This is a genomic window from Borrelia venezuelensis, assembly GCF_023035835.1.
Lineage (GTDB): Bacteria > Spirochaetota > Spirochaetia > Borreliales > Borreliaceae > Borrelia > Borrelia turicatae.
This window is the reverse complement of sequence record NZ_CP073220.1, coordinates 779,730-805,038: the sequence shown is the minus strand read 5'-3', so window position 1 is coordinate 805,038 and position 25,309 is coordinate 779,730. Positions and strand designations below refer to the sequence as shown.

The window sequence follows — 25,309 nt, the reverse complement described above, 5'->3', positions numbered from 1 at the left end:
TATTTTATGAAAAATAAACATAAAGAGATTCTAAATTTAACTTTAAATCTTACAATAATATTTTTGCTCTTTTGCAACATATCTATTTTTATTTTTAAAATAGATTTTACTAAAAACAGAGCTTTTACAATTTCTAAAGTTACAAAAGATTTGATTTCAAATGCAAATGAAAACATATATATTACTTACTATAATTCTGCAAGTCTCGGCAATTATTTTGCATTTCCAGAACAAATAAAAAACTTTCTAACAAGCTTTGCCGATTCTTCAAGCGGAAAAGTAATTTATAGAGAAATAGATGCAGACAAATTAACCACTCCTTTAGAACAAATTGGAATTCCATCCCAACAAATCGATCTAAGAGAAATCAATCAACTTTCAATACTCAAAATATATTCAGGAATTGAAATAATTTATGAAGGCAAACGTGAGGTACTCCCAATAGTAACAGAAATTAGCAACTTAGAATATGATCTTGCAAGCAGCCTGGATAAGCTAATAAATAATACAAAAAAAGTATTAGGACTTATGTTTGGAGATGCCAAATTAAAAGCAACACACAAAAATTTCATAGAAATAATGCAGAAAGCTTTCAAAACCGAAGTTAAAGAAATAAACCCCAATAATGAAGCACTAAAAGACATAAATGGATTATTTATAATTGGCTCTAAAGAAATAAATGGGGAAACCTTGAGAAAGATTGACGAATTTATTGTCAATAACGGAAGAGTTTTACTTACTACAAGTAAGATTGATTATAATCCTCAAAGCCCATATACCACAACTTCAATCAAATCCGAACTTTTTAATCTAATTGAAAGCTACGGCATCAAATATAATGATAATATTATACTTGATAAAAGAGCACCAAGTCTTTTTTTAGGGGGCAATTTTCAAACTTACTACCCATGGATCTTGATTGATAAAAGTAATATCATAGATCCCGATAATCCCTTACTTAAAAATTTCTATGATGCCATAATTCCTTGGAGTAATTCAATAGATCTGATAGAAGCTAAAGACAATAGCGATATAAAATATTTACCCCTATTTACAAGCTCTAAAGAATCTTGGCAAGTTAATGATGAAGAAGTTGCAAGCATAGCTATGCATTCATTTAACGTTCCAAAAACCTTTAACAAAGAAGATAAGCAAAAAATTCTTGGATATTCGATTGAAGGACAAATTAAAAGTTTCTATAAAGATAAAAAATCTGAAAATTCAAAAATAATTTTATTAGGTTCAAGCATGATATTTAGTGATTATATGTATAATGGTTCGCCCTCAAACTTTGAACTTGCCGGAAGAATTTCTGATTACTTGATGCAAAAGGAAGCATTTTTTAGCATTAAATCAAGAGAAGTACGTTCAAAACTAAAATTTATAAATTCATCAAAAGAAATGTTAAATGCAAAATTTTCATTAATAATCATAAATTTAATTATATTGCCTATAGCAATAATAATATTTGGACTTATTAGATTTACCAAAAAAAGAAGAATTAACTAACCAAGGAGAGTTTATGGAAAATAAAAAAATGTTGCTAGGAATGAAAGAAAACATAAAAATAGTAATAATTGTAATATTAATATCCTCATTTTTGTTAGGAATAATATTCTCCAATCAAAATCAAGTTGCAAGGCTTCTAGAAGAAAAGTTTTTTGCAGTCGATTTCAATCAAACTGCAAAAATCGAGACAGAACTTGACGGAATAATTACAAAATCGGGAAAAGGTTGGGAACTTCAATATAACGACATCAAACTTCCAACTGATGACAAAAAAGTCAACTCTATGATCCAAGATCTAGAAAAACTTCAAAAAAATCAACTTGTAAGTAGAGATCCAAAAAAACATAAAGAACTAGGAATAAAAGAAAATCCAGATTTTAAATTCTTCGACGATAAAAATAATTTGCTAACAGAAATATTTATTGGAAATTCAGACGAAGGGGATTCAAGATTATCTTACATAAAAAGCAGTGATTCAAACGTATATTTAACAAACAATATCTTCTTATCTTACAAAGGCAACTCTTACAATACATTCGCAAATACTAAACTTTTTGATGAACAAAACACAAAAATAGAACGTTTATCTCTTAAAGTATTAAATAAGCCAAAAAAAACTGAAGAAGATACAATACACAATGATTATAATATATCTATTCAAGACGGTCTTTACTTTTTCAATAAAGAAATATTACGCAAAGAAAAGCTCTTACAAATGATCCAAGAATTCACAACAGATGGTCTTGAAATAGATAAAACCAAAATTAACGACTATAATCTCCAATATAATATTGAAATACAATGGAATAACAAAGGTGTTAATAATATTGATGTTTATTTCAATAAAAATGAAAAAAACAAAGACATCCTACTAAAAAAAGATAATGATGTATATTACCATATCACTAACAAGTGGACTTTCTTCGACATATTCAACTTAGAGAAAAAGATAAAAATCAAAGATAATGATCCTAATGAAGCTAATCTAAAAGATAACAACGAGCATCATGATCCCCATCATTAATATCTCGATATATGCAATATAAAACAAAAACAGAAAAACAAAAATAGGCAAGAGATATTACAAAGAGATAAAAATGTAAAATGTAGAGTATCCTGCTCTTTGGCAGGATATTATAATATACAACTAAACTAACAAGAGCATTATTCAATTCAAAATTAACTTTAATTTTTTTTACAAAAACACTATTTGTAAGAAAAGTCGGTTCTAATTTATCAGTCAGTTTATAAATTGAATCATCTTTTGATTTATAAATCAACATTCCATTAACCGATGAGAGTAAATAATAAGAATTAACCAAATCATTATCAAATAAAGTTTTATCAAAATAATTTTCTAAATCTAAATCCCTAAAAAAATTTATATTATATGATTTTACATCATCTATTAAATCATCAAAATCAAAATCAATCTGATTTAAAAATTCATTAATGAAATAAAAAAAAGTTAAAAATAAAAATAAAACTGAAGCAACAAAAAACAAAAAATAATATCTAATTAAATAAATAGCCCTACTCTCTTACTAGTAAACGCTTAATTTTTTGTAAAATCTCATATTCTTTTTTAATTTTAAAACTATTACCCTTAGGACCAGAATCAAGATCGCTTTCCAATTTACTAATAAAACTAACTAATGCAACCCGTTCTTCATCACTCAACTTAATCTTACTCAAATACTCATTGTCATTAAACTTATTTATTATAGTCTCAACATCAGAAAAACTAAAATCGGAAGCATAATTATCATCTCTGATCTCTTGCCTCTTTAAAAAATATGAATCCAATGCTTCATCCTGCTCCAACTTTTCTTCCAAATCACTTACCTCAGCATCATAAAGATTTTCTTCTTCAAAATCTTCAATACAACCTTGCAAGTCTACACAATTTAAATCTGCCTTTAACACATCTTCAAAATTATCAAGCTTTTTTAAACCAGAAGAAATATTATCAATTTCTTGATTGTGTCTCAAAACACCATTATCAACAACAACCTCTCTTTTACACAAAGATGCATCATCACTCAAATTTACATCCACACTATCAATTGTATGAACAGCAATATCATTAAAATTACTTAATTCTTCATCTCCTTCCTTAAATTTTTCGCTATTTAAATCTTCTAAGCTTTTATCTAAATATTCAATTTTATTTAAACTATCACCCAAAGAATAATCTTGATCTCTCAAATTATCTTGCTCATAAGATGAAACATTCTCTTCCCCTACACTTTCTATATTGGAGAGTTTTTCATCAAGGACAAAATTACCTAAATGAGCACTATTTTTTACCTCCAAGTCAACATTAACAGAACTTTGATCAACTATAGGTTCTCTTAAAATTTTATCATCTCCATCTAAGTTTGTCACCAAATCCTGAACCTTACTATCATCTCTATTAACAACATTAGCTAAACCAAGAGAAGAAGACTCACTCAACGAATCATTATCCTGGGATGTAGTAAAATCAATACCCACAGGCTCTATATCTTCTTTATCTTTTTTATTAGATAACGAATCAACAACATTATGAGTATTACTCTCTGCGTTCGAAGACAAAGTATGATCGATATTCACACTACTAGATTCATCTCTAAGAGCTTTGTCAAAAGAAATACCTATATCTGCATCATTATCTGATTTATTGCTACTACTAAAACTTTTTTTGTTATCCCTTGAAATTTCATTAAGCCCTTCAAGCAGAGCATCTAGCTCTTCTTGATCAAGTGAAACATTTGGTAAATTATTTTCTTTTCTTACTAATTCACCAAACTCATTATCTTTAACATTAGTCTCATTCTGAAAATTCGTAAGATTCATTGTTTTCAAATTAGAATTATCAACTTCCTCAAGAGCACTCAAACTACGCCCAAGTATTTCGTCTTCAACCCTTGAAATACGACCTTCAACTTTTTTTAAATAATCAACTAACTCACCATGTCTTTGTTTTAAAGAATAATCAAGTTTTAATAATTTTTCATCTAAAAGATCTTTAATCTCCTCAGAAGGCAGAGAAATAATTTTACCATTAACTGAGTGCTGTAAAAACGCACCATCCATATCAAAATCAACTTCTCTAGGGCCCTCCTTGATAAAAAAAGAATTTTTATGATTTGTCATATTAAAAAGTTCTTCTCCAAATCTATTCAAACAAAGATTATACAAATCTATAGTCAACGACCATATACTTGTAAATATAATATATTAAAGATATAATTACAAGGTAATATGTCTTTAACAAAAAAAATTATGCTATCTATTTATACAGGAGTAATAAGTTATTTCATGATTACACCAATCTTTGGAGAAACAGGGATTATTAATTACAACAAATTAAATAGTAATCTAATTTTAATGAAAAACCATACTGAAAAATTAAAAGAAATACAAAAAAACTTAACAACAAAGTATATTAACTTGCAAATATCTAAACCAACAATTCTAAAAGAAGCTAGTAAATTAGGATATTATCCCAAAAATTCCATAATCATAAAGAATCTTGATGAAGATGAAAATTACCATCAAGGCAATTTTTTAAATATCAAACACACATCAGAAAACAAAAACATAGGCAAAAATTTTTACTTAATATCAATAGTAATTTCACTGATATTTTACTTTTTATTAAGTTATCTAGACAAAATAAAATTCTTAAATAAAATAAGATAAAAGGAGATAGAGTTACAGCTGCATTTATTCTAAAAAATATATTATATATGTTGCTTAATGCTATTATATCAACATTTTTTTGCATATCACTGCTAAACATATTTTCGAATAATAATTCAAACATCCCATTTATACAAAAGAACATATTTAAAGATTATTTGGAATACATTGGAATACTTAAGAGCATCGAAAGCTATAAATTAATATACGACTTTGACCCAAATATTCCCCTAAGCAAAGATCATTTTGTTAAACATATTGTAAATAACTTATACATAGTTTATGAAACAAAGTATAAAGGAATAATATGGGGAACACCTCACAATTCCCCTCTTACAAACGGTAAATCGCCAATAAGCACAATTTTTAGCAAAATGAAAAACACATTAAAAATATCAATACCAGGTATCGTGCTGTCTTATGTTATATCCATTTTTTTTATTATCATTTGGACTTTATTTATAAAAAATAAAATTTTAAATAATATTTTAGAATATATAATGTTATTCTTGCATTCACTACCAAGAAATCTGACTGTAATATTAATCGTTTCTCTACTCTACTATCTAAAAGTAAATCCAAAAAATTTAATAATAGGTGGATTTGCATGGTTTTTTTCATTTTTCATATTTAATGCTGTCATTTTTAAACAATCCCTAGACAAAAATTTATCCGAATTTTATATAATATCTGCAAAATCAAGGGGAATAAAAATTTTTAAAATAATAACAGTCCATGCATTAATTCCCTCTTTAGTTCCATTAATTACCAATCTTAGACCTACTCTCGCAACAGCTTTCTTTGGTTCATCTTTCATTGAAATAATGTTTGGAATTGATGGAATTGGGGCTCTAACAATTAATGCAATAAAAAATAATGATTATATTGTCTACAGAGATTTGCTATTCGTTGGTGTATTTATTATGCTCATACCAAATTTAATAACAGATATTGTAACATATAATATTAATCCTTATAAGGACGTATTAGAATAATGTACAAATTCAAAAAACTATATGTTATAGCATTAGGAATCTTCATCTCATTTTTAATGATAACTCCTAAGTTAATTAATGAGGGTTCAAAATTTGCAATATACAAAAAAGATCCAAATAAAACATACATTCAGACAATAAACAAACTACCTCAAACACCAACAGCCTCACATCCTCTAGGAACGGATAAAATGGGCAGAGATATATTGGCAAGACTAATACTTGCCACTAGAAACTCTATTTTACTTGCTTTTAGTTATGCAGCAATTTCTGCAATAATTGGAATTTTTATAGGAATAATAATAGGAAACTTAAAATTTAAAACTTGTTTGATAATTTCAAAACCAATAGAAGCACTACAAACAATACCATTTTCTTACATATTAATGCTAATTTTTTACTACTTTGCAAAACAAAAAAATTATAACATATTGGAAGTTTCATTTACTTTAGCCTTAATACACGGATGGATCAAATTTTCATTCATAACAAGAAATAATACACTACTAATTAAAAACCTTGATTATGTGCATGCAAGCAAGATTATGGGTGCAAATCAATTTAGAATAATCATACATCATATATTTCCAGAAGTTTTAGCATCAATATCATCAATAATTCCCCTACAAATCTCAAAAAGTCTAACTACCTTTGAAGTAATAAATTTTTTACAACACAAAGATAAAAGCTCCTATCCAAGCCTTGGGGAATTTTTAGGATATATAGAAATGGGAAGGGAATACTTTTGGATATGGGCAAAACCCCTAATCATATTACTCATCATTAACATTATACTAACATCAATAAGTTTAAAACTTAAAAAACATATGAAATATTTTATTTCATCATAAAACTATAATCAAACAAGTCTTGGTGAAAATTTCTCTAAAAAACAATTCTTGCAAGTCTTACTACGTGAAGTACAAATATCTCTCCCATGCTTATTAATAGCCATAGAAAATTTATATTGCTTATCATAAGGTATTTTACTCTTTAAATCTAATTCAATTTTTAAAGGTGTTCTTTCAAATGTAATTCCATGTCTGATAACAACCCTACTAAAATGAGTATCTACAATTATAGCCGGCTTATCATAAACAACTCCAAGAATAACATTAGCGGTTTTCCTACCTACTCCTGGCAAAGACACAAGATCAAAAATATTATTTGGAATAACACCTTTAAAACTTTTTAAAACCATTTGTGCACAGTTTATAATATTCTTAGATTTATTTGAATAAAATCCTAATTTATAAATTAAGTTTTCAACATTTATCAAATCAGCATTCGCCAAACTCTCAAAATCCCCATATCTTTTAAAAAGCTCAGGTGCAATCTTATTGACCATATTATCAGTTGTCCTGGCACTCAAAATTACCATTATCAAAAGCTCATAACTATTTCTGAAATTTAAAAAAGGTTTAACATCTGGATATCTGGATAGAGTTTCATCTACAATTAAATTAATATCAAGCATAAAATAATTATAAAACATCCACAAGTTTAACAAAATATAAAGTAATAATATTTTTATTGACAAGGGGTTTTTAACATGATATACTCAATTTTAGGCTCAAAAGCGCTAATAGCTCAACTGGACAGAGCAACAGACTTCTAATCTGTAGGTTTTAGGTTCGAGTCCTAATTGGCGCGTAACTTTTTCGGGACATGGCCTAGCGGCTAAGGCACCTGCTTTGGGAGCAGGGGATCGTGAGTTCGAATCTCACTGTCCCGACTGTTTCTATAATAATATAAAGGAAGAACAAAATTTTGTTCTTCCTTTCTCAATTACTTAAACAATGCTTAATCAAAAAAATAATTCAAGATACTCTTTTTAAAGTATTTAAATCCAAAATAATAATCTTTTTAGATGCATCTTGCAAATAAACATGCCCTGCATTAACAGTAAAACTTGTAAATGGCAAAACTTCATCCTCTGATAAAATAAACTCACTCAAATCCCTTGAAGAAAATTTTGCTAATTTCCAAACATTATTATCCTTAACAACTACCAAAATCATTTTTGAATCAACAAAAAGAGAAGAATCTCTACTTAACTCAAAGTCTGCTTCAGATTCAACTTTTAAATTTTTTGCCTTATTAAGCAACTGAAGCTTTGCAATACCTGAACAAAGTTTTATAGCTACAAAATCATCTTCTCTCTCATAAATTCCATACCTTCTAATACCATACTGAGAAGTTTTCTTATCCAATTGGTCTTTATCTGAATCAATTAACCTAAGAACTCCTAAATTCGTATTGGGATTTAAAACCTCTAAAAACACAGGTTTATGATTTTTATTTTCATTTTCAAGAGACAATTTATCCACAACTTTTTGTTGACCCAACTGATCTTTAGAATTTAAAGACTTATTGGACAAGGGCTTAGATCGATTATTTGAAACACTAGAAGTGCTCTTAGGAGTACCAGCAGTAGCTTGCTTAAGTTGTTTTTTCAACTCTTCAGCTGACTCCAATTTTTTATCTTTTGCCGATGAGTTTACTTCCCCGGGTTTTGGCAAATTCCTATCTTTTTTAACCATATTTCTTTGCTTACCTAATTTTTTCTGTGACTTATTAAGCCCTTCTGTCTTATCCTTTAAAACATTCCTCTCGACTATCTTATCATCATTAATTTGATTCTCAAGACCTGTCTTTTCAACATCATCAGTAGCCTTCTCAAGTTGCTTTTTCAACTCTTCAGCTGACTTTAATCTTTCATCTTTTTTTGATGAACTTACTTTCCCGGGTTTTGGCAAATCCTTATCTTTAACCGCCTCTCTTTCAATTATCTTATCATCAATCTGCCTCTTAATTTCTTCCTTCTCAGCATCATCAGTAACCTTATCAAGTTGTTCTTTCAAATCTTCAATAGTTTCAGTTAATTGCAATTTTTCATCTACTTTTGGCGAAATTATGTCTCCAGGCTTTGGCAAATTCTTATCTTTGTTCTCCTTATCAATACTTTCTTGTATTTTATCTTTCACTATATCCCTTTGCCTATCCAATCTCTCCTGAGAACTATCTAATTTTTTCTGTGACTTATTAAGCCCTTCTGTCTTATCCTTTAAAATATTCCTCTCGACTATTTTATCATCAATTTGCTTCTTAATACCTGTCTTTTCAACATCATCAGTAGCCTTCTCAAGTTGCTCCCTTAAATTATCAATAGTCTCGGTTAATTCATCATCAATGCTTCTCAAAGTAACAGACTCAATATCAATCTTCTCCTGATCAACATCACGAATTTCATCCTGCACATCGGTTAGATCTCTTGCAAAGTCAGTACCAACTTCTTCATTTTCACTTAAAAGAGATATTACCACCTTCTCTGTAACTATTTTGTCAAGATCAACATCTGATTCAATGTTGCCTGATAAAATATTTCTCTTAAGAGGAATAAAAATATGAGTCTTCCCAGCCCATTGGCTATAAACTCTTGAGAGTCCTACATTATGCTTACTTAAATCTTTAAGGGCAGGCTGAATATAAGAATCACTATAATAGTCCAAATCACCTCGGTAAGTAGCATTATATATTGTAATAGCTTTAGCAAGTAATTCTGCACTCTCTTTACTGTAACTAAAACCTTCCATTAAATACCCTATGAGTATTTTTCTAAGATTTAAAATACTATCAAGAGAAGATCTCTCACCAATAATAAAAACATCTGAACTACTCTTTTCATCCTCACTGTCAATATACCTATTAACATAATATTTATTGTAATAATTAGATTTGTTATTGATTAAATTCCTAGCTAAAAACTCACCAATACCTATTATTTGCTGATAAGTATCTGTAGAATCATAAGGACCCCGATAATTAACAAATTCAAGATCCATATTAACAAAATCTTTCAACTTTTTCTTATCAACTTCTCTAGCATGAAAAGTAAAAACATTTAAAAAGATGAATAAAAAAATAAAAAGTACCCGTATTCTTTTCATAATAAAATTCTCCCATAGTCAATTATAAACCCTATTATTAACTAAATCAGCATAAATTAAACATCAATTCTAACACACTATAATAAGATGTATTTAACAAATGATAACATAAAACTAGCAACAAAATGAATCAAAGCGCTACAATAATTTCATTAACGCACTGATTAATTTTGTCAGAAAAATTTTGTCGCTTTATAAATTTCAAAAGAGTTAAATATTTATTTCTATACTTTTTAAGATTATCCTCTGTAGAATTCAAAATTATCTTGCGCAAGCTTAGAAGAACTGCATAAGCTATCTCTAAACTGCCCTGATAATTCAATATTACATACTGAATATAATTATACACAAGTTCATCTTGCCCATAATAATATTCAAACTTAGCAATACTTTTAACCAATTGAATTACATTGCTAATATCCTTTTCTTCAATCGCCATATTAATAAAATTTTTAACTGAAGCTGCATCATCAACATATATGAAATACCTATAAAGTCGCCCTCTTTGAGCTATTCTATCAATTCCATTTTTTGGAGCAAGCCAATTATTAATAGCTTTTTTATATAAATTCAAATATTTTTTAGGAAAACTACCATATTTAATTACCAGAGAATCTAGAGTACCTAAAAAAGTATCATAAACCCTCCCATTGTAGGGAGAATTCAACATTTCATCAAGAGCCAAATAAATATCTTCATGATCTATTAAATATTTTTCGATAAAATCTATCCTATTTTGATGATACCTATTACCTAATGTATGATTCCAAACAATAACATCAAGCTCATCTTTATATTCATAATAGTAAGCAGTCAATATCCAATTAAGCCCACCAGTAGCAATTATTCCAACATTAGCTACAAGCCCCGATATTTCCTTCATACCATCATATCTATCAACCGGGTTGAAATATTCATCAAGAGCTAAAACACCATTTGATTTCATAACAATAAAAAGATTTTTGTTATCATAAAGCACAGCTTCCTTAAGTTTTAAAGACAAATTTTTAGAAAACATAAGTTCAAAGTTTTTACTTAAATTAAAAAAAAACCCATTATCGGACACTGCAACATATTCTCCATTAAACTTTTCAAATAAAAAATTAATAGGATAGTTCAAACTAATAGAATTTAACATATCACCAAAATCACTATCATATACAACGACATCTCCAGATTGATATCCAATAATTATCTCATTATTAGTACTTATCATTAATACATTGGGAAAAGACATAAGAGAAGCACTCCATATTTTCTCTCCCTCAGGATTAAAAGCAAACATTCTATAATTTTCATTTGCAATATAAAAATTACCATTTTCAAGAACAACAGAAGAAGTCACTGCCTTTCCTTCTATATTCACCTCAAAAATTTTCTGACCATCACCAAGTCTTAAAGCAATAACTCTCTCATCAGCCTGAGGAATTAAAATATAACCATTCCCCATTGAAGGAGCTTTTATAGGAGAAGCATCTAAACTATATCTCCATATAAGCTTTCCTCTTCTAATCTTTTGAACTTCATTACGTCCTGTAATAACATAATATCCACTACCAAAATCCTTTAAGAGGAAGGGATACGGTACTCGATCTAACCTATAAGAATATTTTTTATCTAAAGACATAGTATAAGTTATCAACCACCTATCCTTTGTTAACACCGTAATAGTATTACGTAACTCATCAAGAATAGGACTTCCTAAAATCTGCCCTGTTAAAGCTTTCTGGAAATAAAGGTTAACATTTGCTGCAAGGGAAAAACAAGCACCTAAAAATATAAAAATACAAATATTTAACTTCAAAACCATAAACATCCTGTAATGGTTAAACATATAACTAAAGTTTCAAGCTGGCATGTCCTTCATAAAACTTATCCCTTAACTCCTTAACTTTAGGATCATCAATATACTCTGAAAAAGTCATAAAACGATCAATTATACCATTAGGCGTAAATTCAATAATCCTATTAGCAACGGTATCAATAAATTGATGGTCATGAGACGTAAATAATACAACTCCTTTAAAATCTCGAAGACCGGTATTTAAAGATGTAATTGCTTCAAGATCTAAATGATTGGTCGGTTGATCTAATAACAATACATTAGCTCCACTAAGCATTATCTTTGAAAGCATACACCTTACCTTTTCACCCCCTGAAAGGATATTAACTTTTTTTAAAGCCTCATCTTGACTAAAAAGCATTCGTCCCAAAAATCCTCTAATATAAGTTTCATCCTGATCCTTTGAATACTTCCTTAGCCAATCCACCAAACTTAAATCCACACTAAAATATTTTTCATTATCCTTCTTAAAGTACGCAAAATTAACAGTAGCACCCCATTCATAATGCCCCTTATAATCTCTATCTTCATTGGTAATTACATCAAAAAGAAAACTTGCTGAGATTGGACTGCCTAAAAAAACAATCTTCTGCCCAGGTTCTACAACAATGCTAAACTTGTTTAAAATATGTTGTCCTTCAAATTCCTTAGTCAGATTTTTAATTGTAATAACATTTTTTCCAAGCTCTCTCTCACTCTTAAAGTTAACATAAGGAAATTTCCTTGAAGATGGTTTTAGATCTTCAACTTTAATCTTATCAATTAACTTCTTTCTTGAAGTTGCTTGTCTAGATTTTGATGCATTACTTGAAAACCTTTGAATAAAGGTCTTAAGTTCTGCTATTTTCTCTTCAGATCTTTTCTTAGCATCTTTTAGTTGCTTATTAAGAATTTGACTGGTTTCATACCAAAAATCATAGTTACCAAAATAAACTTGAACTTTTCCATAATCAATATCAACAATATGAGTACAAACTTGATTTAAAAAGTGCCTATCATGTGACACAACAATAACTGTATTTTCAAAATTAATCAAAAATTCTTCTAGCCACTTAATCGATTGAATATCAAGATTATTAGTAGGTTCATCAAGAAGTAATATATCAGGCTCTCCAAACAGAGCTTGCGCTAAGAGTACCCTTACTTTCAAAGCCCCCTCAATATCTCTCATCAAACTAGAATGAACCGACTCATCTATGCCTAGCCCTTTAAGAAGTACCGCAGCATTAGACTCAGCCTCATAACCTCCAAGTTCGGCAAATTCAGCTTCAAGTTCTCCAGCCCTAATTCCATCTTCATCGCTAAAGTCAGGCTTTTCATAAATTTCATCTTTTTCCCTTTGAACAGCATAAAGCTTCTTGTGCCCCATGATCACAGTATCAATAACCCTAAAATCATCATAAGCAAACTGATTTTGCTCAAGCACAGCCATTCTTTGATTTTTTGCAATTGACACTTCACCTTTGCTAGGTTCAATCATTCCACCTAAAACTTTCAAAAACGTACTCTTACCCGCACCATTAGCTCCAATTATCCCATAACAATTTCCAGAAGAAAACTTAATATTAACATCTTTAAATAAAATTCTCTCTCCAAATGCAACTTCTAAATTACTTACTGTTATCAAAGTATTTTTCCACCTAAATTTGACATTTTATTAAAAGAATTATCTTTAAAATTAGATGAAGTTTCAAGTATTCTCTAAATATATTGACTTAATACCTCAATTTTTCGTATATTTATATTATCAAATTAAGGAGATGTTTGAAAATGAAAAATATTAAACCTTTAGCTGATAGAGTTTTAATAAAAATAAAAGAAGCCGAAAGTAAAACAATTTCAGGGCTATATATACCAGAAAATGCAAAAGAAAAAACAAACATTGGAACAGTTATAGCTATTGGCTCTAACAAGGAAGACATTACTGTTAAAGTCGGAGATACAGTGCTTTATGAAAAGTATGCTGGAGCTGCTGTCAAGATTGAAGACAAGGAACACTTAATTCTAAAAGCAAAAGAGATAATAGCTATTATAGAAGAATAAAAGAACAGAGAAACTAAACTTAAGTTTTAGTTTCTCTTAAAAAGGCAAAACCTTAAAATGAACGGTTTACATCCTATTATCCTAGTCAAACAAATCACATTCAGGTTGATATATGACAATAACAATGTTACTTTTAAAAGTAGTAACTTTTTTTTAAAGTGAATTTTTATAAATGAGTAAATCACAGAGCGATTTACTCATTTGTTATTTTACTCATGAATAAATTAATATTTAAAGATAAAACTATATATTCAAGTAAATTTGAAGATATTTATTATAATCCACAATACGGACTTGAAGAGAGTATTTATGTATTCATCAAAGGCTGTGAACTAGATATAGACTTAGCAGCACTACAAAGTGCAACAATTGCAGAATTAGGATTTGGAACTGGTCTTAATTTCATAGCACTTTTAAAATATTTAAAAGAAAATAACCTAAAAACAAAAATTAATTATTACTCAATTGAAAAATTTCCACTGAAAAAGGAACAAATCAAAAAAGTATCACAATCTTTTAGCAAAGATATAAGTTATTTTAAGACATTGCTTAAAAAATATCCTAACACCCCAACAAAGAACATAAAGTACAAAATAACAAACAATATTAATTTAAAAATCTTAGTTGGAGAAGCTAGGGAAAAGCTTAAAGAACTACCAAAATACATAGACTACTGGTTTTTAGATGGGTTTAGTCCAAGCAAAAATCCCAAAATGTGGAATAAGGAAATATTCACCATAATTGCAAAAAAGAGCAAAATTGGAACAAAACTTTCAACATTTTCTGCAGCAAGAATTGTAAAAGATGGATTAAAACTCGCTAATTTTAATTACTCTAGAATAAAAGGATTTAACAATAAAAAACATATGATAAAAGCACAAAAGAAACAATAAGAAGGCAAAAATGTAAATTTTAAAAACACATTTTAATCATTATAAACAAAAACTGTTTCAATAAACTAAATACTAAAAATACTGACCGTAAACGCAACGTAATTACAAGTAACATCACAATTCAAAAAGTCATCATTATTTTTTTAAATTATGAATATAATTGTTAATTTTTGCAATGAACGAATCAAATTCTTCTAATTTTGACTTCTCAAGATCAATAATCTCCCCAGGAGCATTTGACAAGAAGTCTTGATTGTGAAGCTTTGCCAAAACTAAATGCTTAAGTCTCTCATATTTCTCTAGTTGTTTACCAAGCTTTACAAGCTCTTTATCAATATCTATTAGACTCTTAATATCTGCAAAACTCTCAAAATTAACATTAGGAACCCCTATCATACCAACATAATTTTCATTGTAAAAGATACAATCAAAGTTAATCAGTTTCTTTGCAATATGCTCATGCTCCTTAAAATATCTCTCGTATTTAAAAGTATCACCAAATCGCAAAGCAACATTAATCTTAATATTAGGAACTATACTAAATTCACTCCTAAGAGTTCTAATTGACACAATAAATTCTTTCAATAAATTAAACCGATAATACTCTTCCTTAAAATCTCTTTGACTAATATACTCAGGATACTTTTCTAAAGCTAATACATCTTGCAAAGACGTAAGCTTAGAATAAATCTCTTCGGTAATAAAAGGTATAAAGGGATGCATAATGAGTAAAGATTTTTTCAAGAAAAATATCAGTTTAGAAATAGTCATATTTTGAAGATTAATATCATCACTATTTAAATTAATTTTACTAATTTCAATGTACCAATCACAAAAATCATTCCAAAAAAATTCATATACTGCTTTAGTAGCCTCATTATACTTATAATTTTTAAAAGCCCAATCTATAACAGCAACAGTTGAATTTAAACTCGTAAGTAACCATTTATCGATATCATCTAACTCAAAATTGTCTAATATTAGCCTACCTTCTAAATTTGATAAAATAAATTTAGACGCATTAAATACTTTATTTAAAAACTTAGCTCCAAACATAAAATCTTTAGTATCAATATTCAAATCCTGACCTTGCACAGATAAAAATGCAAGAGTAAAACGTAAAGCATCACTTCCATACTGATCGATAATTTCAAGAGGATCTATGCCATTCCCTAAAGATTTTGACATTTTCCTACCCTTTTTATCTCTTAAAAGGGGTGTTATATATATATCTTTAAAAGGAACTTGTCCTGTAAACTCAAGTCCTGCCATTACCATTCTTGCTACCCAGAAAAATATTATGTCATAAGCGGTAACCAAAGTATTTGTAGGATAATAATTTTTAAAATCAAGAGTAACTTTTGGCCAGCCAAGAGAAGAAAATGGCCATAACCAAGAAGAAAACCAAGTATCAAGTACATCTGGATCTCTAAAGAAACTTCTGCCCTTATTCTCTTCACTTAGAGAAGGATCAAATTCACTAACAATAATCTCTCCTGTTTTAACATCATACCAGGCAGGAATTCTGTGTCCCCAAACCAACTGTCTAGATATACACCAATCTCTAATATTTAATAACCAATGTTTATATGTATTTTCCCATTTTTTAGGATAAAATCTAATCTCATCGTTTATTAAAGCTTGTAAAGCAGCATCAGCTAATGGTTTCATCCTCACGAACCATTGATTTGATAAATAAGGCTCAATGATCTCTCCAGATCTATGACAATGCCCAACCTGATGTTTATGATTCTTAACATCTATTAAAAATCCTCTGTCTCTTAAATCTCTTTCTATCTTGTCTCTTGCAACACTAACACTTAAACCTTGATACTCAATTGGAACACTTTCATTAAGTTTTGCATCCTTAGTTAAAATATTTATCTTAGCAAGATCATGCCTTTTTGCAATTTCAAAGTCATTAGGATCATGGGCAGGTGTTATCTTTAAAGCACCACTACCAAATTTCATATCAACATAACTATCTGCTATTATTTTAACCTTTCTATTTGCAATAGGAATTGTAACGTCTCTACCAATCAAAGATTTATACCGATCATCGTTAGGATTAACAGCAACAGCCATATCTCCAAACATTGTTTCAGGTCGAGTGGTTGCAACTTCAATAAAGTTACCATCATCTAATAAATACTTAATAAAATAAATCTTCCCAATAACCTCTCTGTACTCAACTTCTTCATCACTAACAACACTTCCAGACCCAGGATCAAGGTTGACAAGATATTCTCCCTTATAAATAAATCCCTTATTATATAAATCAATAAAAGCCTTATTAACAGCCTGACAAAGCCCAGCATCAAGAGTAAATCTCTCTCTGGAATGATCATAGGAAGCCCCGAGCCTTTTTATTTGATTAACAATTATTTCTCTATGTTTATCCTTTAATTTAAAAATTTCTTCAACAAATTCTTCACGACTAAAATCATCCTTACTTTTTCCAAGCTCTCCAAGCTGTTTTTCAAAAACCGCTTGAGTTGCAATTCCAGCATGATCTGTCCCAAAAAGCCAAAGAGTATTAGCTCCCTGCATTCTCTTGTAACGAACAAGAATATCTTGCAAAGTAAAATTAAGGGCATGTCCCATATGAAGAATGCCTGTAATATTTGGCGGCGGTGCTACTATACTAAATTTAGGCTCAATCCCATCATTAGGAATAAATACCCCATTATCTAGCCATTTCTTATAAATTCTATCTTCAAAAACCTTAGGATTATAATTTTTTGAAAGCTCATCACTCATTACTTAAGATTATCTCCTATAATATCCATTCGACTTAGATTTTTAAAAAGCTCCTCATAATTACTTGAATTCATAATATTATGAAAATACTCGCTACATCTTTCATCTTCATTAAAATAAATTTTAAAGTACTTCTTAAGTTTATTAAAATCCTTAGTAAGACTCCAAGTAGAATGAAAATCTGTTATATGCAATTTTAATATATTTAATCTAAAATTTAAATTATTACTCAAAAAGTTAGGCAAACCTTTTCTAAATAAGTTTAAATTTCTAAAAATTCCACGACCAAACATTACTCCATCAATAGAATGTTTCTCTACAATCTGATGAGCTTGCTCTAAACTCAAAATATCTCCATTACCAATAATTAATGCAGAAGGATTGATTTGATCCCTCAGATTAACAAGTTTATCAAACACAGAAATATCTATAGACCCTTCACTTTGATTAATAGCAAGCCTGGGATGCACGGTCAACATATCAATACCTAACTTAAGTAAAAACCCCAACCAATCTTCAACCTCAGAATAGAAAAAACCATGTCTTGTTTTAACACTAAGAGACAATCCAAATTTTAAACACGCCTCTTTACTTGCCATAATTATTTCACGAGCCAAGGATTTATTATTAATCAAAGCAGAACAAACTCCCTTTTTAACTATTTTCTTCTTAGGACAGCCCATATTAAGATCAATGCCCCAAAATCCCAAATTACTTAAGATTTCTATTGCTTTAAAAAATTCATCAGGTTCATTGCCCCAAATTTGAGCAATCAAAGGTCTATTCAGTTCATCATTTTTTGTCAAAATATGTTGCATTGACTGCTTTGATTTATTTAAAAGCCCTTTTACAGAAATAAATTCGGTAAAATAAATATCAGGACCATCCTTTCCATTGCCTATCAAATGAATCAAATTTCTAAAAACAGTATCTGTAACATCTTCCATTGGAGCCAAAATCATAATTGGACGACTCATATTGCTTAAAAAATTCATAAAATAAATATATAATAAGACAACACCATGGTAAAGAAATGCACAAAATGAATTTTAAAGAAACTAATATACCTTGCAAAAGAATAAAAAAATTCTCAATATCAACTTCAGATGGATTTAAGAATATATTAAAAATTAACAAAGGCATAATAATTCTTTTCTATATCAATTTTCACTATTACAAAAATGTTCAAATTGCAATAAACAATCACATAAACTTTATGGAAAAATCCCTTGAATAGAAACAATAATGATAATTTGGAGCAATATTTCAAGAAATGAGCTCAATTTATAACAACTCAAAATTAAATAATTTCACAAATAATATTTATAAAAATATTTTTAAAGAATCAATAAAAAGGATACTTAGTAAAATTGAACTTAATTGAATATATATTCAAAAAAGCAGAGTTAAACATCAAAGGCTTTGTAAAAAGAAATACACAATTAAAGATGATCGAAAAAATAAGCAAAGCCCTTGAAAATGAAAATTTTTTAGTTATTGAAACACCCACAGGAACTGGAAAAAGTTTTGCATACTTAATTGCTGCTATTGACTTCATTCAAAAAACACAAGAAAAAATAATAATCTCAACAGCATCTATTAACCTTCAGGAACAATTAATAAAAAAAGATATCGAATCTCTAGAAAAAATCATTCCTTTTAAAATGAAGTTTGGAATAATTAAAGGAATGAAAAACTATCTCTGCCTTCGCCGGCTTAAAGAATTTGAAAGGAATCTTTTAACATATACATTTAATAAAAAAAATTTACAAACATTAATCTACTGGTCACAAAATACACAAACAGGTGATAAAGACGAACTTAATTTTATTGACGAGCAAATCTGGGAAGAAGTATCGGCAAGCCCTGAGACATGTTCAGGTATTACCTGTCCTGATGACAATAAATGTTTTTTTAAAAAGGCAAGAAAACAAATATTAGAATGTGATATTATCATAACCAATCATCATTTACTTCTAAATGATCTCTACATAAAAAATGAAATATTAACAGAAAAAGAAAATTATGAAAACGGTTCTGAAAAAAATGATGATGGGATTAATTTAATATTGCCTAATACAAAAAATATAATAATTGATGAAGCTCATTACCTAGAAGAAGCTGCAAGAATATTATTTAGCAGGAGTTTTTCAAGAATTGGAATAAAAAAAATTTTTACCAAAATAGATAAAATAATAAAAAAACAGAACATAAATAATAAATATAAAAAAATTTTTGAAACTTCAACAATGCGATGCTTTGAAAATATTGAATATATAATACAAACACAAAAAGATTTTCCATCAATTTATAGAGTTACTAATGATACACATAAAACAAATTTTTATATAAGAATTAAAACACATTTACAAAATGTCATATATAACTTAGAAAATTACAAAGAAACCATAACATCTTTAACACAAGAGATAGAAAATAAAACAGCAAAAATAGAACTAAACAGACTAATTAAAAATATAGAATATAAAGAATCATTAATTAAAATTTTAATCTCTGAAAATCAATATGACAATCTTTGTTTTTGGATAGAAAATAAAAAAAATGTGCTTATATTTAAAATATCAGAGATTTATTTAGGCCCTGGTCTAAATAAAATTATGTATAAACGAGTAAAAAGGATAATTTTCACATCAGCTACTCTAATGACAAATCAATCATTTTCATATTTTTTAAATCAAACAGGATTGAACTTAAGTGATCAAAATATCAAAATGGAAAAGTTGCCATATTCTTTTCCTTACAGGCAAAGATCAATACTTACCGTTATATCAGATATTGAATACCCTAATAAAGAAGAAAAATTTTTAAATCAGTCAACACAGTATATTAAAGAACTTGTAATGTTAAACAAAGGCGGTACCTTAATTCTTTTAACCTCACTTAAAAGCCTAGAATATATAAGCAAAAACATTAAAGACTTTTTATTTACAAATGATATAAACCTCTTCATACAAGGAAAATTGCCAAAACATGAATTAATAAATTCTTTCAAAGAATCACAAAAAAAAAGCGTACTCATAGGAATAAAAAATTTTTGGGAAGGAATTGATATTAAAGGGGATAAATTAACAATGGTAATAATTCCCAAACTGCCATTTCAAACTCCTTCTGATCCAATTTTAATAGCAAAAAACGAATTGGCTACAAAATCGAATAAAAATTTTTTCACACAAGAAACACTGCCACAAGCAATAATGAAATTCAAACAAGGATTCGGAAGATTAATTAGAGATCCAAAAGACTATGGGATCATAGTATGTTTTGATAAAAGACTTGTTGAAAAAAATTACGGTACATTATTCCTACAATCCTTACCTAATATCAAAACTTATTACTCAAACTTTGAAAATATCAAACACATAATAGACACATTCTTTAAAAAGATAGATCAAAATACTAATCCATAGAAATACTATCTCCTGGAATTTTAGTCTTTCTTACCAAAATATCCCTATAGCCTGTAGATTTAATAAGTTCAACATTTTTATGAATATCATCAGCATAAGTAGGAATGAACACTGTAAAAAAAGGTCCATGAGAATTCACTAAAACATTAAGTCCAGCTTTTTGAAGTATTCTATAAGCTCTTTGAGCATAATCTTTAGTCTTATAAGAACCAACTTGTATATAAAAATCTGGTTCTTTAGTCGAATTATCTAAAATTTTTTCTGCAACCTCAGAATGATCTTTATCTACGTCAGCATTACTGTTTAATTTTGAACCTGAAACAACTGAATCATCCTTAGAAAAATCTTCAGTATTAACAGTTTTTTTAGCTTCCTGCGTCACAACTTTATTTTCATCCAATTGTTCCAATATTTCAATTTTTACAGGAGCAACACCTATTCCTAGAAAATCTAACTTTTCAGCAGCAGATTTTGACAAATCAATTATTCTATCCTTCCTAAAAGGACCCCTATCATTAATTCTTACAACAACTGTCCTATTATTAAGTAAATTAGTAACTCTTACAAAAGTATTAAATGGAAGTTCCTTGTGAGCAGCCGTAAGAGCTGTCATATCAAATTTTTCACCATTAGCAGTAGATTTGCCATGAAAAGCCTCACCATACCATGAAGCAAGTCCAACAGTAGCACTGTTTAATTGAGTAAAAGCAAAAAACAAAAATAAGAACCCAAATCTAATATCCATAAGATTAAATAAATTTACCATGACATGTATTATATCATATTGCATATTACAATAAAAAGCTTAAAACCTATAACATAAAATCAACAAGTTAATCTAAATTGTTTATTTGCAATTTTTTTGCTTTAATAAATAAGTAAGTAAAATTAATAGGAAATGACATTAATGAAAACAGAGATCATAGAACAACTCGAGATAAAAAAAGCAGCAAAACTGATAAGAGCAGGAGAATTAGTAGTATTTCCTACAGAAACAGTATATGGCATTGGGGCTAATGCATACAATGACGATGCAATACGAATGATCTTTTTAGTAAAGAGGCGTCCTATCACAAACCCTTTAATAGTACATGTTGAATCAATAGAAAAAATAAAAAAACTTGTAGAATATATACCAAAAAGTGCACTGATTCTAATGCAAAAATTCACCCCAGGCCCTCTAACATTTATACTAAAAAATGCGGGTAAAATATCTAACTTCATAAGCGGGGGACTTGACAGCATAGCAGTAAGAATACCATCAGAACCTGTAGCCCTCAAGTTAATAAAGATGAGCGGAGTTCCAATAGCAGCCCCATCAGCAAACTTATCAAGACGTCCCAGTGCCACTAATTTTGAAATGGCAATCAGGGAACTTGATGGTCTAGTTAAGGGAATTATCAAAAAAAATGAAGAATCAAAAATTGGTATAGAATCAACCGTTATAGGATTTGACTCTAAAGGAAATATATCAATACTAAGACCGGGTTCAATCACAAAAGAGATGATAGAAAAAGAACTTAAAGGAAAATTTAGAGTAGAATACTCAGTAGGAAAAGAAATGCTATCTAAATCACCTGGAAACTTACTAGAACATTATAAACCACGCATACCTGTTTATCTATTTAAGCAAAAAGATAATATAAGGCAGTATGCATCAAGGCAAGATACAAAAGTGCTCATCATGAAAGCTACTCTTAATTCATATTGGTTTAACAAATCTTGGAATATGAATAATATCTGTGTTTTTAATACATTAGAAGAATATGCAAAAAATATCTACAAAGTATTTGTAGAATCTGAGAAAACATACAAACAAATACTTGCTGAATTTGTAGATAACAGTCAACTTGGATACTCAATTAATAATAGACTTAAGAAAGCAAGTCTTAATAAATTTATTCCCTAAAAGCAATACAACATAAATTAAAATTCACTACTCAATAGTTCCAAATATTTAAGGGCAAGAGGATCACTCGAATCATATTCAAGAACTATCTCAAAATACTCTCTAGCCTCTTTCCTACGTTTCATCTTTAGATAAAGAATTCCAAGATTTGAAACAATTTTGATATTATCAGGTTCAAGCTTCAAAGCCCTAAGTAAATATTTAAGACCATCATCAAACTTAAGGAGTTCCATAAAACAGATTGCAAGCTCGTTCATAGCATCGACATTCTTAGAATCAAGAGATAATACCTTAAGAAAAGCGTCTTTTGCCTCAGAGTAAAAACCCTTTCTTCTATATCCCCATCCAAGCAAGAACCAAGCATTCCAAGAATCTTGATGATATTCTAAAAGTTTAACAAGTTTAGAAATAGCCTCATCTTCCTTCGATAAAATTATCAGATCATATATTCTCTCAAGATTTAAAGCTAAACTTTTATGAACTCCTATGGCATTTAATACGTCACTTACCTTATTTTTTAATCTTAAATTATTAGAAATTTTTAAATAATGCTTAAGTAACTCTTGAGCCCTGTCCAATTTGTATTGCTTAACAAAAAAAAAGCCAGCATTTGCAAACACATTTTCATTTGGACTCTCAAATTCTAAAAGTTTTTCATAAATCTCTAAAGCATTTTGATTACTAGTCATAGCATTCATGTTTTGATCAACCCTTAAAAAGTTTTCAGCCATCTTCTCATACAATAATGCCAAATTAAAAAGAAGAACTTCATTTTCATTATCAATACCTTTTAATGCCAAAAAAATCTCAAGAGCCAAATTATAATCTCCCTCATCAACCTTAGTAAGTCCAACATGAATAAGCGTATTGACAATATTAGGATTTAAAGCTAAGAGAAGCTTTTTATAATAAGAAAAATTCACATTATCTTGATCATAAGCCGAAATCTTAAGAATCGCAGACATAACAGCCTCAAAATTAAGTTCATCTTGAGAAAAATGCTTAACATCATCAACCTCAACGGGTAAAAGTACCTTAGGATCAAATATAAAATCTTTAATTTGACTTGTAAAATCTTCTGGAAGAGAAATATAAACAATATTTTTAAGCATAAATCCTCTAAAATCCTCTAATTAAAATAATCATGAATTAACATAGTATAGTCAAGGGGAATCTTTTCCTCGCAGAATGCAATACCTAAAGCTAAAACCTTCCCATTAGGAGTTTGAATAACACTCAAATTTTTTGCCTTGCCCACAATAGAAACTCCCTTGTCTGCAAGATCAAAACTTAAAGTTAAATCAGCATTACTTTCATCCATTCCCTCATAATCAAAAGAAGATATTAAAAGTGCACCTCCATAAGAGAGGTCTTTAATCAAGCATTTATGCTTAACACCCTTAACTTCAATAAAAGCTTTATCAGAACTAAGATTAAGCTTTCTAAGCGAATCTTTATCAATAATAATACGCTCATGTATTCTTTGATTCTGTCCAAGCTTTAAATCAAGCAGTTTGCCAATCTTAACTGCAACCTCTTCTGGCATAGGAGATAAAAAATCTAAAGTCAGCAAATTATACTCCTTCTCTTGAACAGAACAAGAAGATGTATTTACCAACTTCACAACTAAAGAGGGAATAAAAAAAGAATCATTTCCAACATTATCAAAACTCTTAAACTGAATATTGCCTGAATTTCCATTTTGTGCTAAAACAGGTAAAACTTTATCTTCTTGCAAAATAATCTTAATAGCATTCATAGAAATAGAATAAATTACACCATAGGCCAAATAATTACCAACTCTAATTTCAACAGAATTTTTAATATTAAGGAAACTGTTGATTTCAGTGCTCATCTTAATTTCTTTACCTCTATATTTAGCTTCATAATCTTTTATTTTCCTAGACAAAAACATAAACCTCTCCTCTAAAATCTAACAAACATGTTAAAATCGACATTCAGGAACTTTAAAGTAATAACATTCAAAATTTTTAAGTTATGCATACACTTTAAAATAATTTTATCCCAAAATATTAGATACAACCAATAGTTAATAACTTATTCAACATATCTACGAAAATCACATTAATATCCAAATAAAATCAAAATGTAAAATCAATTGTATAAACAAAAACAGCAAAAAAAGCCTTAACAAAAGATAAGCCACCCTTACTTTAATCCATATTCTCATTTCTTGCCAATTTGCATTACAGAATCCATATAGTATATATAAGAAGGAATTATAACAATAATTTCACATTAATAACAACTCATGCAAACATACTAATTTTA

20 protein-coding genes and 2 tRNA genes are annotated in these 25,309 nt (G+C 28.7%); 11 read left to right on the top strand and 11 right to left on the bottom strand.

Annotated elements, in window-relative coordinates; genetic code table 11:
- The first annotated feature begins 6 nt into the window (after positions 1–6).
- Together bvRMA01_RS03835 and bvRMA01_RS03830 are read left to right on the top strand one after the other, a co-directional pair.
- Positions 7–1,509 carry a Gldg family protein gene (locus bvRMA01_RS03835; protein WP_247032281.1) on the top strand — a complete coding sequence of 501 codons (1,503 nt, stop codon included), beginning with the start codon at positions 7–9 and terminating at the stop codon, positions 1,507–1,509.
- A 13-nt stretch (positions 1,510–1,522) separates the two neighbouring features.
- Positions 1,523–2,533 (top strand): DUF4340 domain-containing protein, encoded by a 1,011-nt coding sequence (locus tag bvRMA01_RS03830; RefSeq protein WP_247032279.1) that lies wholly within the window; start codon positions 1,523–1,525, stop codon positions 2,531–2,533.
- Here the strand turns inward: bvRMA01_RS03830 and bvRMA01_RS03825 are convergent.
- Entirely contained in the window at positions 2,490–3,014 is a 525-nt protein-coding gene (locus bvRMA01_RS03825) for a hypothetical protein (RefSeq protein ID WP_041178529.1), read from the bottom strand. The genes bvRMA01_RS03830 and bvRMA01_RS03825 overlap by 44 nt on opposite strands.
- A 28-nt stretch (positions 3,015–3,042) precedes the next feature.
- Complete coding sequence (locus bvRMA01_RS03820; RefSeq protein WP_247032277.1) at positions 3,043–4,647, bottom strand: hypothetical protein; 1,605 nt, start codon at positions 4,645–4,647, stop codon at positions 3,043–3,045.
- 108 nt (positions 4,648–4,755) lie between these two features.
- Between bvRMA01_RS03820 and bvRMA01_RS03815 the strand changes: the two genes are divergently transcribed.
- From bvRMA01_RS03815 to bvRMA01_RS03805, 3 genes are read left to right on the top strand one after another with little or no spacing between them, the layout of a single operon-like run.
- Positions 4,756–5,196, top strand: a complete 441-nt coding sequence (locus bvRMA01_RS03815; RefSeq protein WP_247032275.1) for a septum formation initiator family protein — start codon at positions 4,756–4,758, stop codon at positions 5,194–5,196.
- A gap of 47 nt (positions 5,197–5,243) precedes the next feature.
- Complete coding sequence (locus bvRMA01_RS03810) at positions 5,244–6,191, top strand: ABC transporter permease subunit (RefSeq protein ID WP_247032273.1); 948 nt, start codon at positions 5,244–5,246, stop codon at positions 6,189–6,191.
- Positions 6,191–7,042 carry an ABC transporter permease subunit gene (locus bvRMA01_RS03805; protein ID WP_247032271.1) on the top strand — a complete coding sequence of 284 codons (852 nt, stop codon included), beginning with the start codon at positions 6,191–6,193 and terminating at the stop codon, positions 7,040–7,042. The genes bvRMA01_RS03810 and bvRMA01_RS03805 overlap by 1 nt, the downstream gene beginning before the upstream one ends.
- Positions 7,043–7,050: 8 nt before the next feature.
- On the opposite strand, the gene bvRMA01_RS03800 is transcribed toward bvRMA01_RS03805, so the two are convergent.
- Positions 7,051–7,686 carry an endonuclease III domain-containing protein gene (locus bvRMA01_RS03800; RefSeq protein ID WP_247032269.1) on the bottom strand — a complete coding sequence of 212 codons (636 nt, stop codon included), beginning with the start codon at positions 7,684–7,686 and terminating at the stop codon, positions 7,051–7,053.
- An 84-nt stretch (positions 7,687–7,770) separates the two neighbouring features.
- Here bvRMA01_RS03800 and bvRMA01_RS03795 point away from each other — a divergent pair.
- Positions 7,771–7,844 (top strand) — tRNA-Arg (locus tag bvRMA01_RS03795).
- A gap of 9 nt (positions 7,845–7,853) precedes the next feature.
- Positions 7,854–7,926: transfer RNA gene (locus bvRMA01_RS03790), tRNA-Pro, on the top strand.
- 85 nt (positions 7,927–8,011) lie between these two features.
- On the opposite strand, the gene bvRMA01_RS03785 is transcribed toward bvRMA01_RS03790, so the two are convergent.
- From bvRMA01_RS03785 to bvRMA01_RS03775, 3 genes are all read right to left on the bottom strand, one after another.
- On the bottom strand, positions 8,012–10,141 hold the full coding sequence (locus bvRMA01_RS03785) for a P83/100 family protein (protein WP_247032267.1): 2,130 nt from the start codon (positions 10,139–10,141) through the stop codon (positions 8,012–8,014).
- A 130-nt stretch (positions 10,142–10,271) separates the two neighbouring features.
- The gene (locus tag bvRMA01_RS03780; protein ID WP_433996719.1) at positions 10,272–11,957 is read right to left on the bottom strand and encodes a PQQ-binding-like beta-propeller repeat protein; all 1,686 of its coding nucleotides are present in this window, start codon (positions 11,955–11,957) and stop codon (positions 10,272–10,274) included.
- Between the two features lie 22 nt (positions 11,958–11,979).
- Positions 11,980–13,611 carry an ABC-F family ATP-binding cassette domain-containing protein gene (locus tag bvRMA01_RS03775; RefSeq protein ID WP_247032263.1) on the bottom strand — a complete coding sequence of 544 codons (1,632 nt, stop codon included), beginning with the start codon at positions 13,609–13,611 and terminating at the stop codon, positions 11,980–11,982.
- A 143-nt stretch (positions 13,612–13,754) separates the two neighbouring features.
- Between bvRMA01_RS03775 and groES the strand changes: the two genes are divergently transcribed.
- Together groES and mnmD are read left to right on the top strand one after the other, a co-directional pair.
- On the top strand, positions 13,755–14,027 hold the full coding sequence (gene groES / locus bvRMA01_RS03770) for a co-chaperone GroES (RefSeq protein ID WP_041178527.1): 273 nt from the start codon (positions 13,755–13,757) through the stop codon (positions 14,025–14,027).
- Positions 14,028–14,242: 215 nt separating this feature from the next.
- The gene (gene mnmD, locus bvRMA01_RS03765; RefSeq protein WP_247032261.1) at positions 14,243–14,920 is read left to right on the top strand and encodes a tRNA (5-methylaminomethyl-2-thiouridine)(34)-methyltransferase MnmD; all 678 of its coding nucleotides are present in this window, start codon (positions 14,243–14,245) and stop codon (positions 14,918–14,920) included.
- 135 nt (positions 14,921–15,055) lie between these two features.
- Here the strand turns inward: mnmD and valS are convergent, their stop codons facing one another.
- Positions 15,056–17,680 carry a valine--tRNA ligase gene (gene valS, locus bvRMA01_RS03760; protein WP_247032260.1) on the bottom strand — a complete coding sequence of 875 codons (2,625 nt, stop codon included), beginning with the start codon at positions 17,678–17,680 and terminating at the stop codon, positions 15,056–15,058.
- Positions 17,680–18,675 carry a tRNA dihydrouridine synthase gene (locus tag bvRMA01_RS03755; RefSeq protein ID WP_011772672.1) on the bottom strand — a complete coding sequence of 332 codons (996 nt, stop codon included), beginning with the start codon at positions 18,673–18,675 and terminating at the stop codon, positions 17,680–17,682. Before bvRMA01_RS03755 ends, valS begins: the two co-directional genes overlap by 1 nt.
- 375 nt (positions 18,676–19,050) lie before the next feature.
- Here bvRMA01_RS03755 and bvRMA01_RS03750 point away from each other — a divergent pair, with 375 nt between their 5' ends.
- Positions 19,051–21,108, top strand: coding sequence for an ATP-dependent DNA helicase (locus bvRMA01_RS03750; protein WP_247032259.1), 2,058 nt, complete (start codon positions 19,051–19,053; stop codon positions 21,106–21,108).
- Here the strand turns inward: bvRMA01_RS03750 and bvRMA01_RS03745 are convergent.
- Positions 21,098–21,874: a septal ring lytic transglycosylase RlpA family protein gene (locus tag bvRMA01_RS03745; RefSeq protein WP_433996715.1), complete on the bottom strand. Its 777-nt coding sequence runs from the start codon at positions 21,872–21,874 to the stop codon at positions 21,098–21,100. The genes bvRMA01_RS03750 and bvRMA01_RS03745 overlap by 11 nt on opposite strands.
- Positions 21,875–22,015: 141 nt before the next feature.
- Here bvRMA01_RS03745 and bvRMA01_RS03740 point away from each other — a divergent pair, with 141 nt between their 5' ends.
- A complete protein-coding gene (locus tag bvRMA01_RS03740) occupies positions 22,016–23,017 on the top strand; it encodes an L-threonylcarbamoyladenylate synthase (RefSeq protein ID WP_247032257.1) in 1,002 nt (333 codons plus the stop codon).
- Positions 23,018–23,034: 17 nt separating this feature from the next.
- Here the strand turns inward: bvRMA01_RS03740 and bvRMA01_RS03735 are convergent, their stop codons facing one another.
- On the bottom strand, positions 23,035–24,129 hold the full coding sequence (locus bvRMA01_RS03735; protein WP_247032256.1) for a tetratricopeptide repeat protein: 1,095 nt from the start codon (positions 24,127–24,129) through the stop codon (positions 23,035–23,037).
- Positions 24,130–24,146: 17 nt separating this feature from the next.
- On the bottom strand, positions 24,147–24,932 hold the full coding sequence (gene plzA / locus bvRMA01_RS03730) for a c-di-GMP-binding receptor PlzA (protein WP_247032254.1): 786 nt from the start codon (positions 24,930–24,932) through the stop codon (positions 24,147–24,149).
- Between the last annotated feature and the right edge of the window lie 377 nt (positions 24,933–25,309).

What these genes read in the sequence shown, in the direction of transcription:
- bvRMA01_RS03835 (WP_247032281.1), top strand. Translation starts at nt 7, where the DNA reads ATGAAAAATAAACATAAAGAGATTCTAAATTTAACTTTAAATCTTACA.
- bvRMA01_RS03830 (WP_247032279.1), top strand. Translation starts at nt 1,523, where the DNA reads ATGGAAAATAAAAAAATGTTGCTAGGAATGAAAGAAAACATAAAAATA.
- bvRMA01_RS03820 (WP_247032277.1), bottom strand. Translation starts at nt 4,647, where the DNA reads ATGACAAATCATAAAAATTCTTTTTTTATCAAGGAGGGCCCTAGAGAA.
- bvRMA01_RS03815 (WP_247032275.1), top strand. Translation starts at nt 4,756, where the DNA reads ATGTCTTTAACAAAAAAAATTATGCTATCTATTTATACAGGAGTAATA.
- bvRMA01_RS03810 (WP_247032273.1), top strand. Translation starts at nt 5,244, where the DNA reads ATGTTGCTTAATGCTATTATATCAACATTTTTTTGCATATCACTGCTA.
- bvRMA01_RS03805 (WP_247032271.1), top strand. Translation starts at nt 6,191, where the DNA reads ATGTACAAATTCAAAAAACTATATGTTATAGCATTAGGAATCTTCATC.
- bvRMA01_RS03800 (WP_247032269.1), bottom strand. Translation starts at nt 7,686, where the DNA reads ATGTTTTATAATTATTTTATGCTTGATATTAATTTAATTGTAGATGAA.
- bvRMA01_RS03785 (WP_247032267.1), bottom strand. Translation starts at nt 10,141, where the DNA reads ATGAAAAGAATACGGGTACTTTTTATTTTTTTATTCATCTTTTTAAAT.
- bvRMA01_RS03780 (WP_433996719.1), bottom strand. Translation starts at nt 11,957, where the DNA reads ATGTTTATGGTTTTGAAGTTAAATATTTGTATTTTTATATTTTTAGGT.
- groES (WP_041178527.1), top strand. Translation starts at nt 13,755, where the DNA reads ATGAAAAATATTAAACCTTTAGCTGATAGAGTTTTAATAAAAATAAAA.
- mnmD (WP_247032261.1), top strand. Translation starts at nt 14,243, where the DNA reads ATGAATAAATTAATATTTAAAGATAAAACTATATATTCAAGTAAATTT.
- valS (WP_247032260.1), bottom strand. Translation starts at nt 17,680, where the DNA reads ATGAGTGATGAGCTTTCAAAAAATTATAATCCTAAGGTTTTTGAAGAT.
- bvRMA01_RS03755 (WP_011772672.1), bottom strand. Translation starts at nt 18,675, where the DNA reads ATGAATTTTTTAAGCAATATGAGTCGTCCAATTATGATTTTGGCTCCA.
- bvRMA01_RS03745 (WP_433996715.1), bottom strand. Translation starts at nt 21,874, where the DNA reads ATGGTAAATTTATTTAATCTTATGGATATTAGATTTGGGTTCTTATTT.
- bvRMA01_RS03740 (WP_247032257.1), top strand. Translation starts at nt 22,016, where the DNA reads ATGAAAACAGAGATCATAGAACAACTCGAGATAAAAAAAGCAGCAAAA.
- bvRMA01_RS03735 (WP_247032256.1), bottom strand. Translation starts at nt 24,129, where the DNA reads ATGCTTAAAAATATTGTTTATATTTCTCTTCCAGAAGATTTTACAAGT.
- plzA (WP_247032254.1), bottom strand. Translation starts at nt 24,932, where the DNA reads ATGTTTTTGTCTAGGAAAATAAAAGATTATGAAGCTAAATATAGAGGT.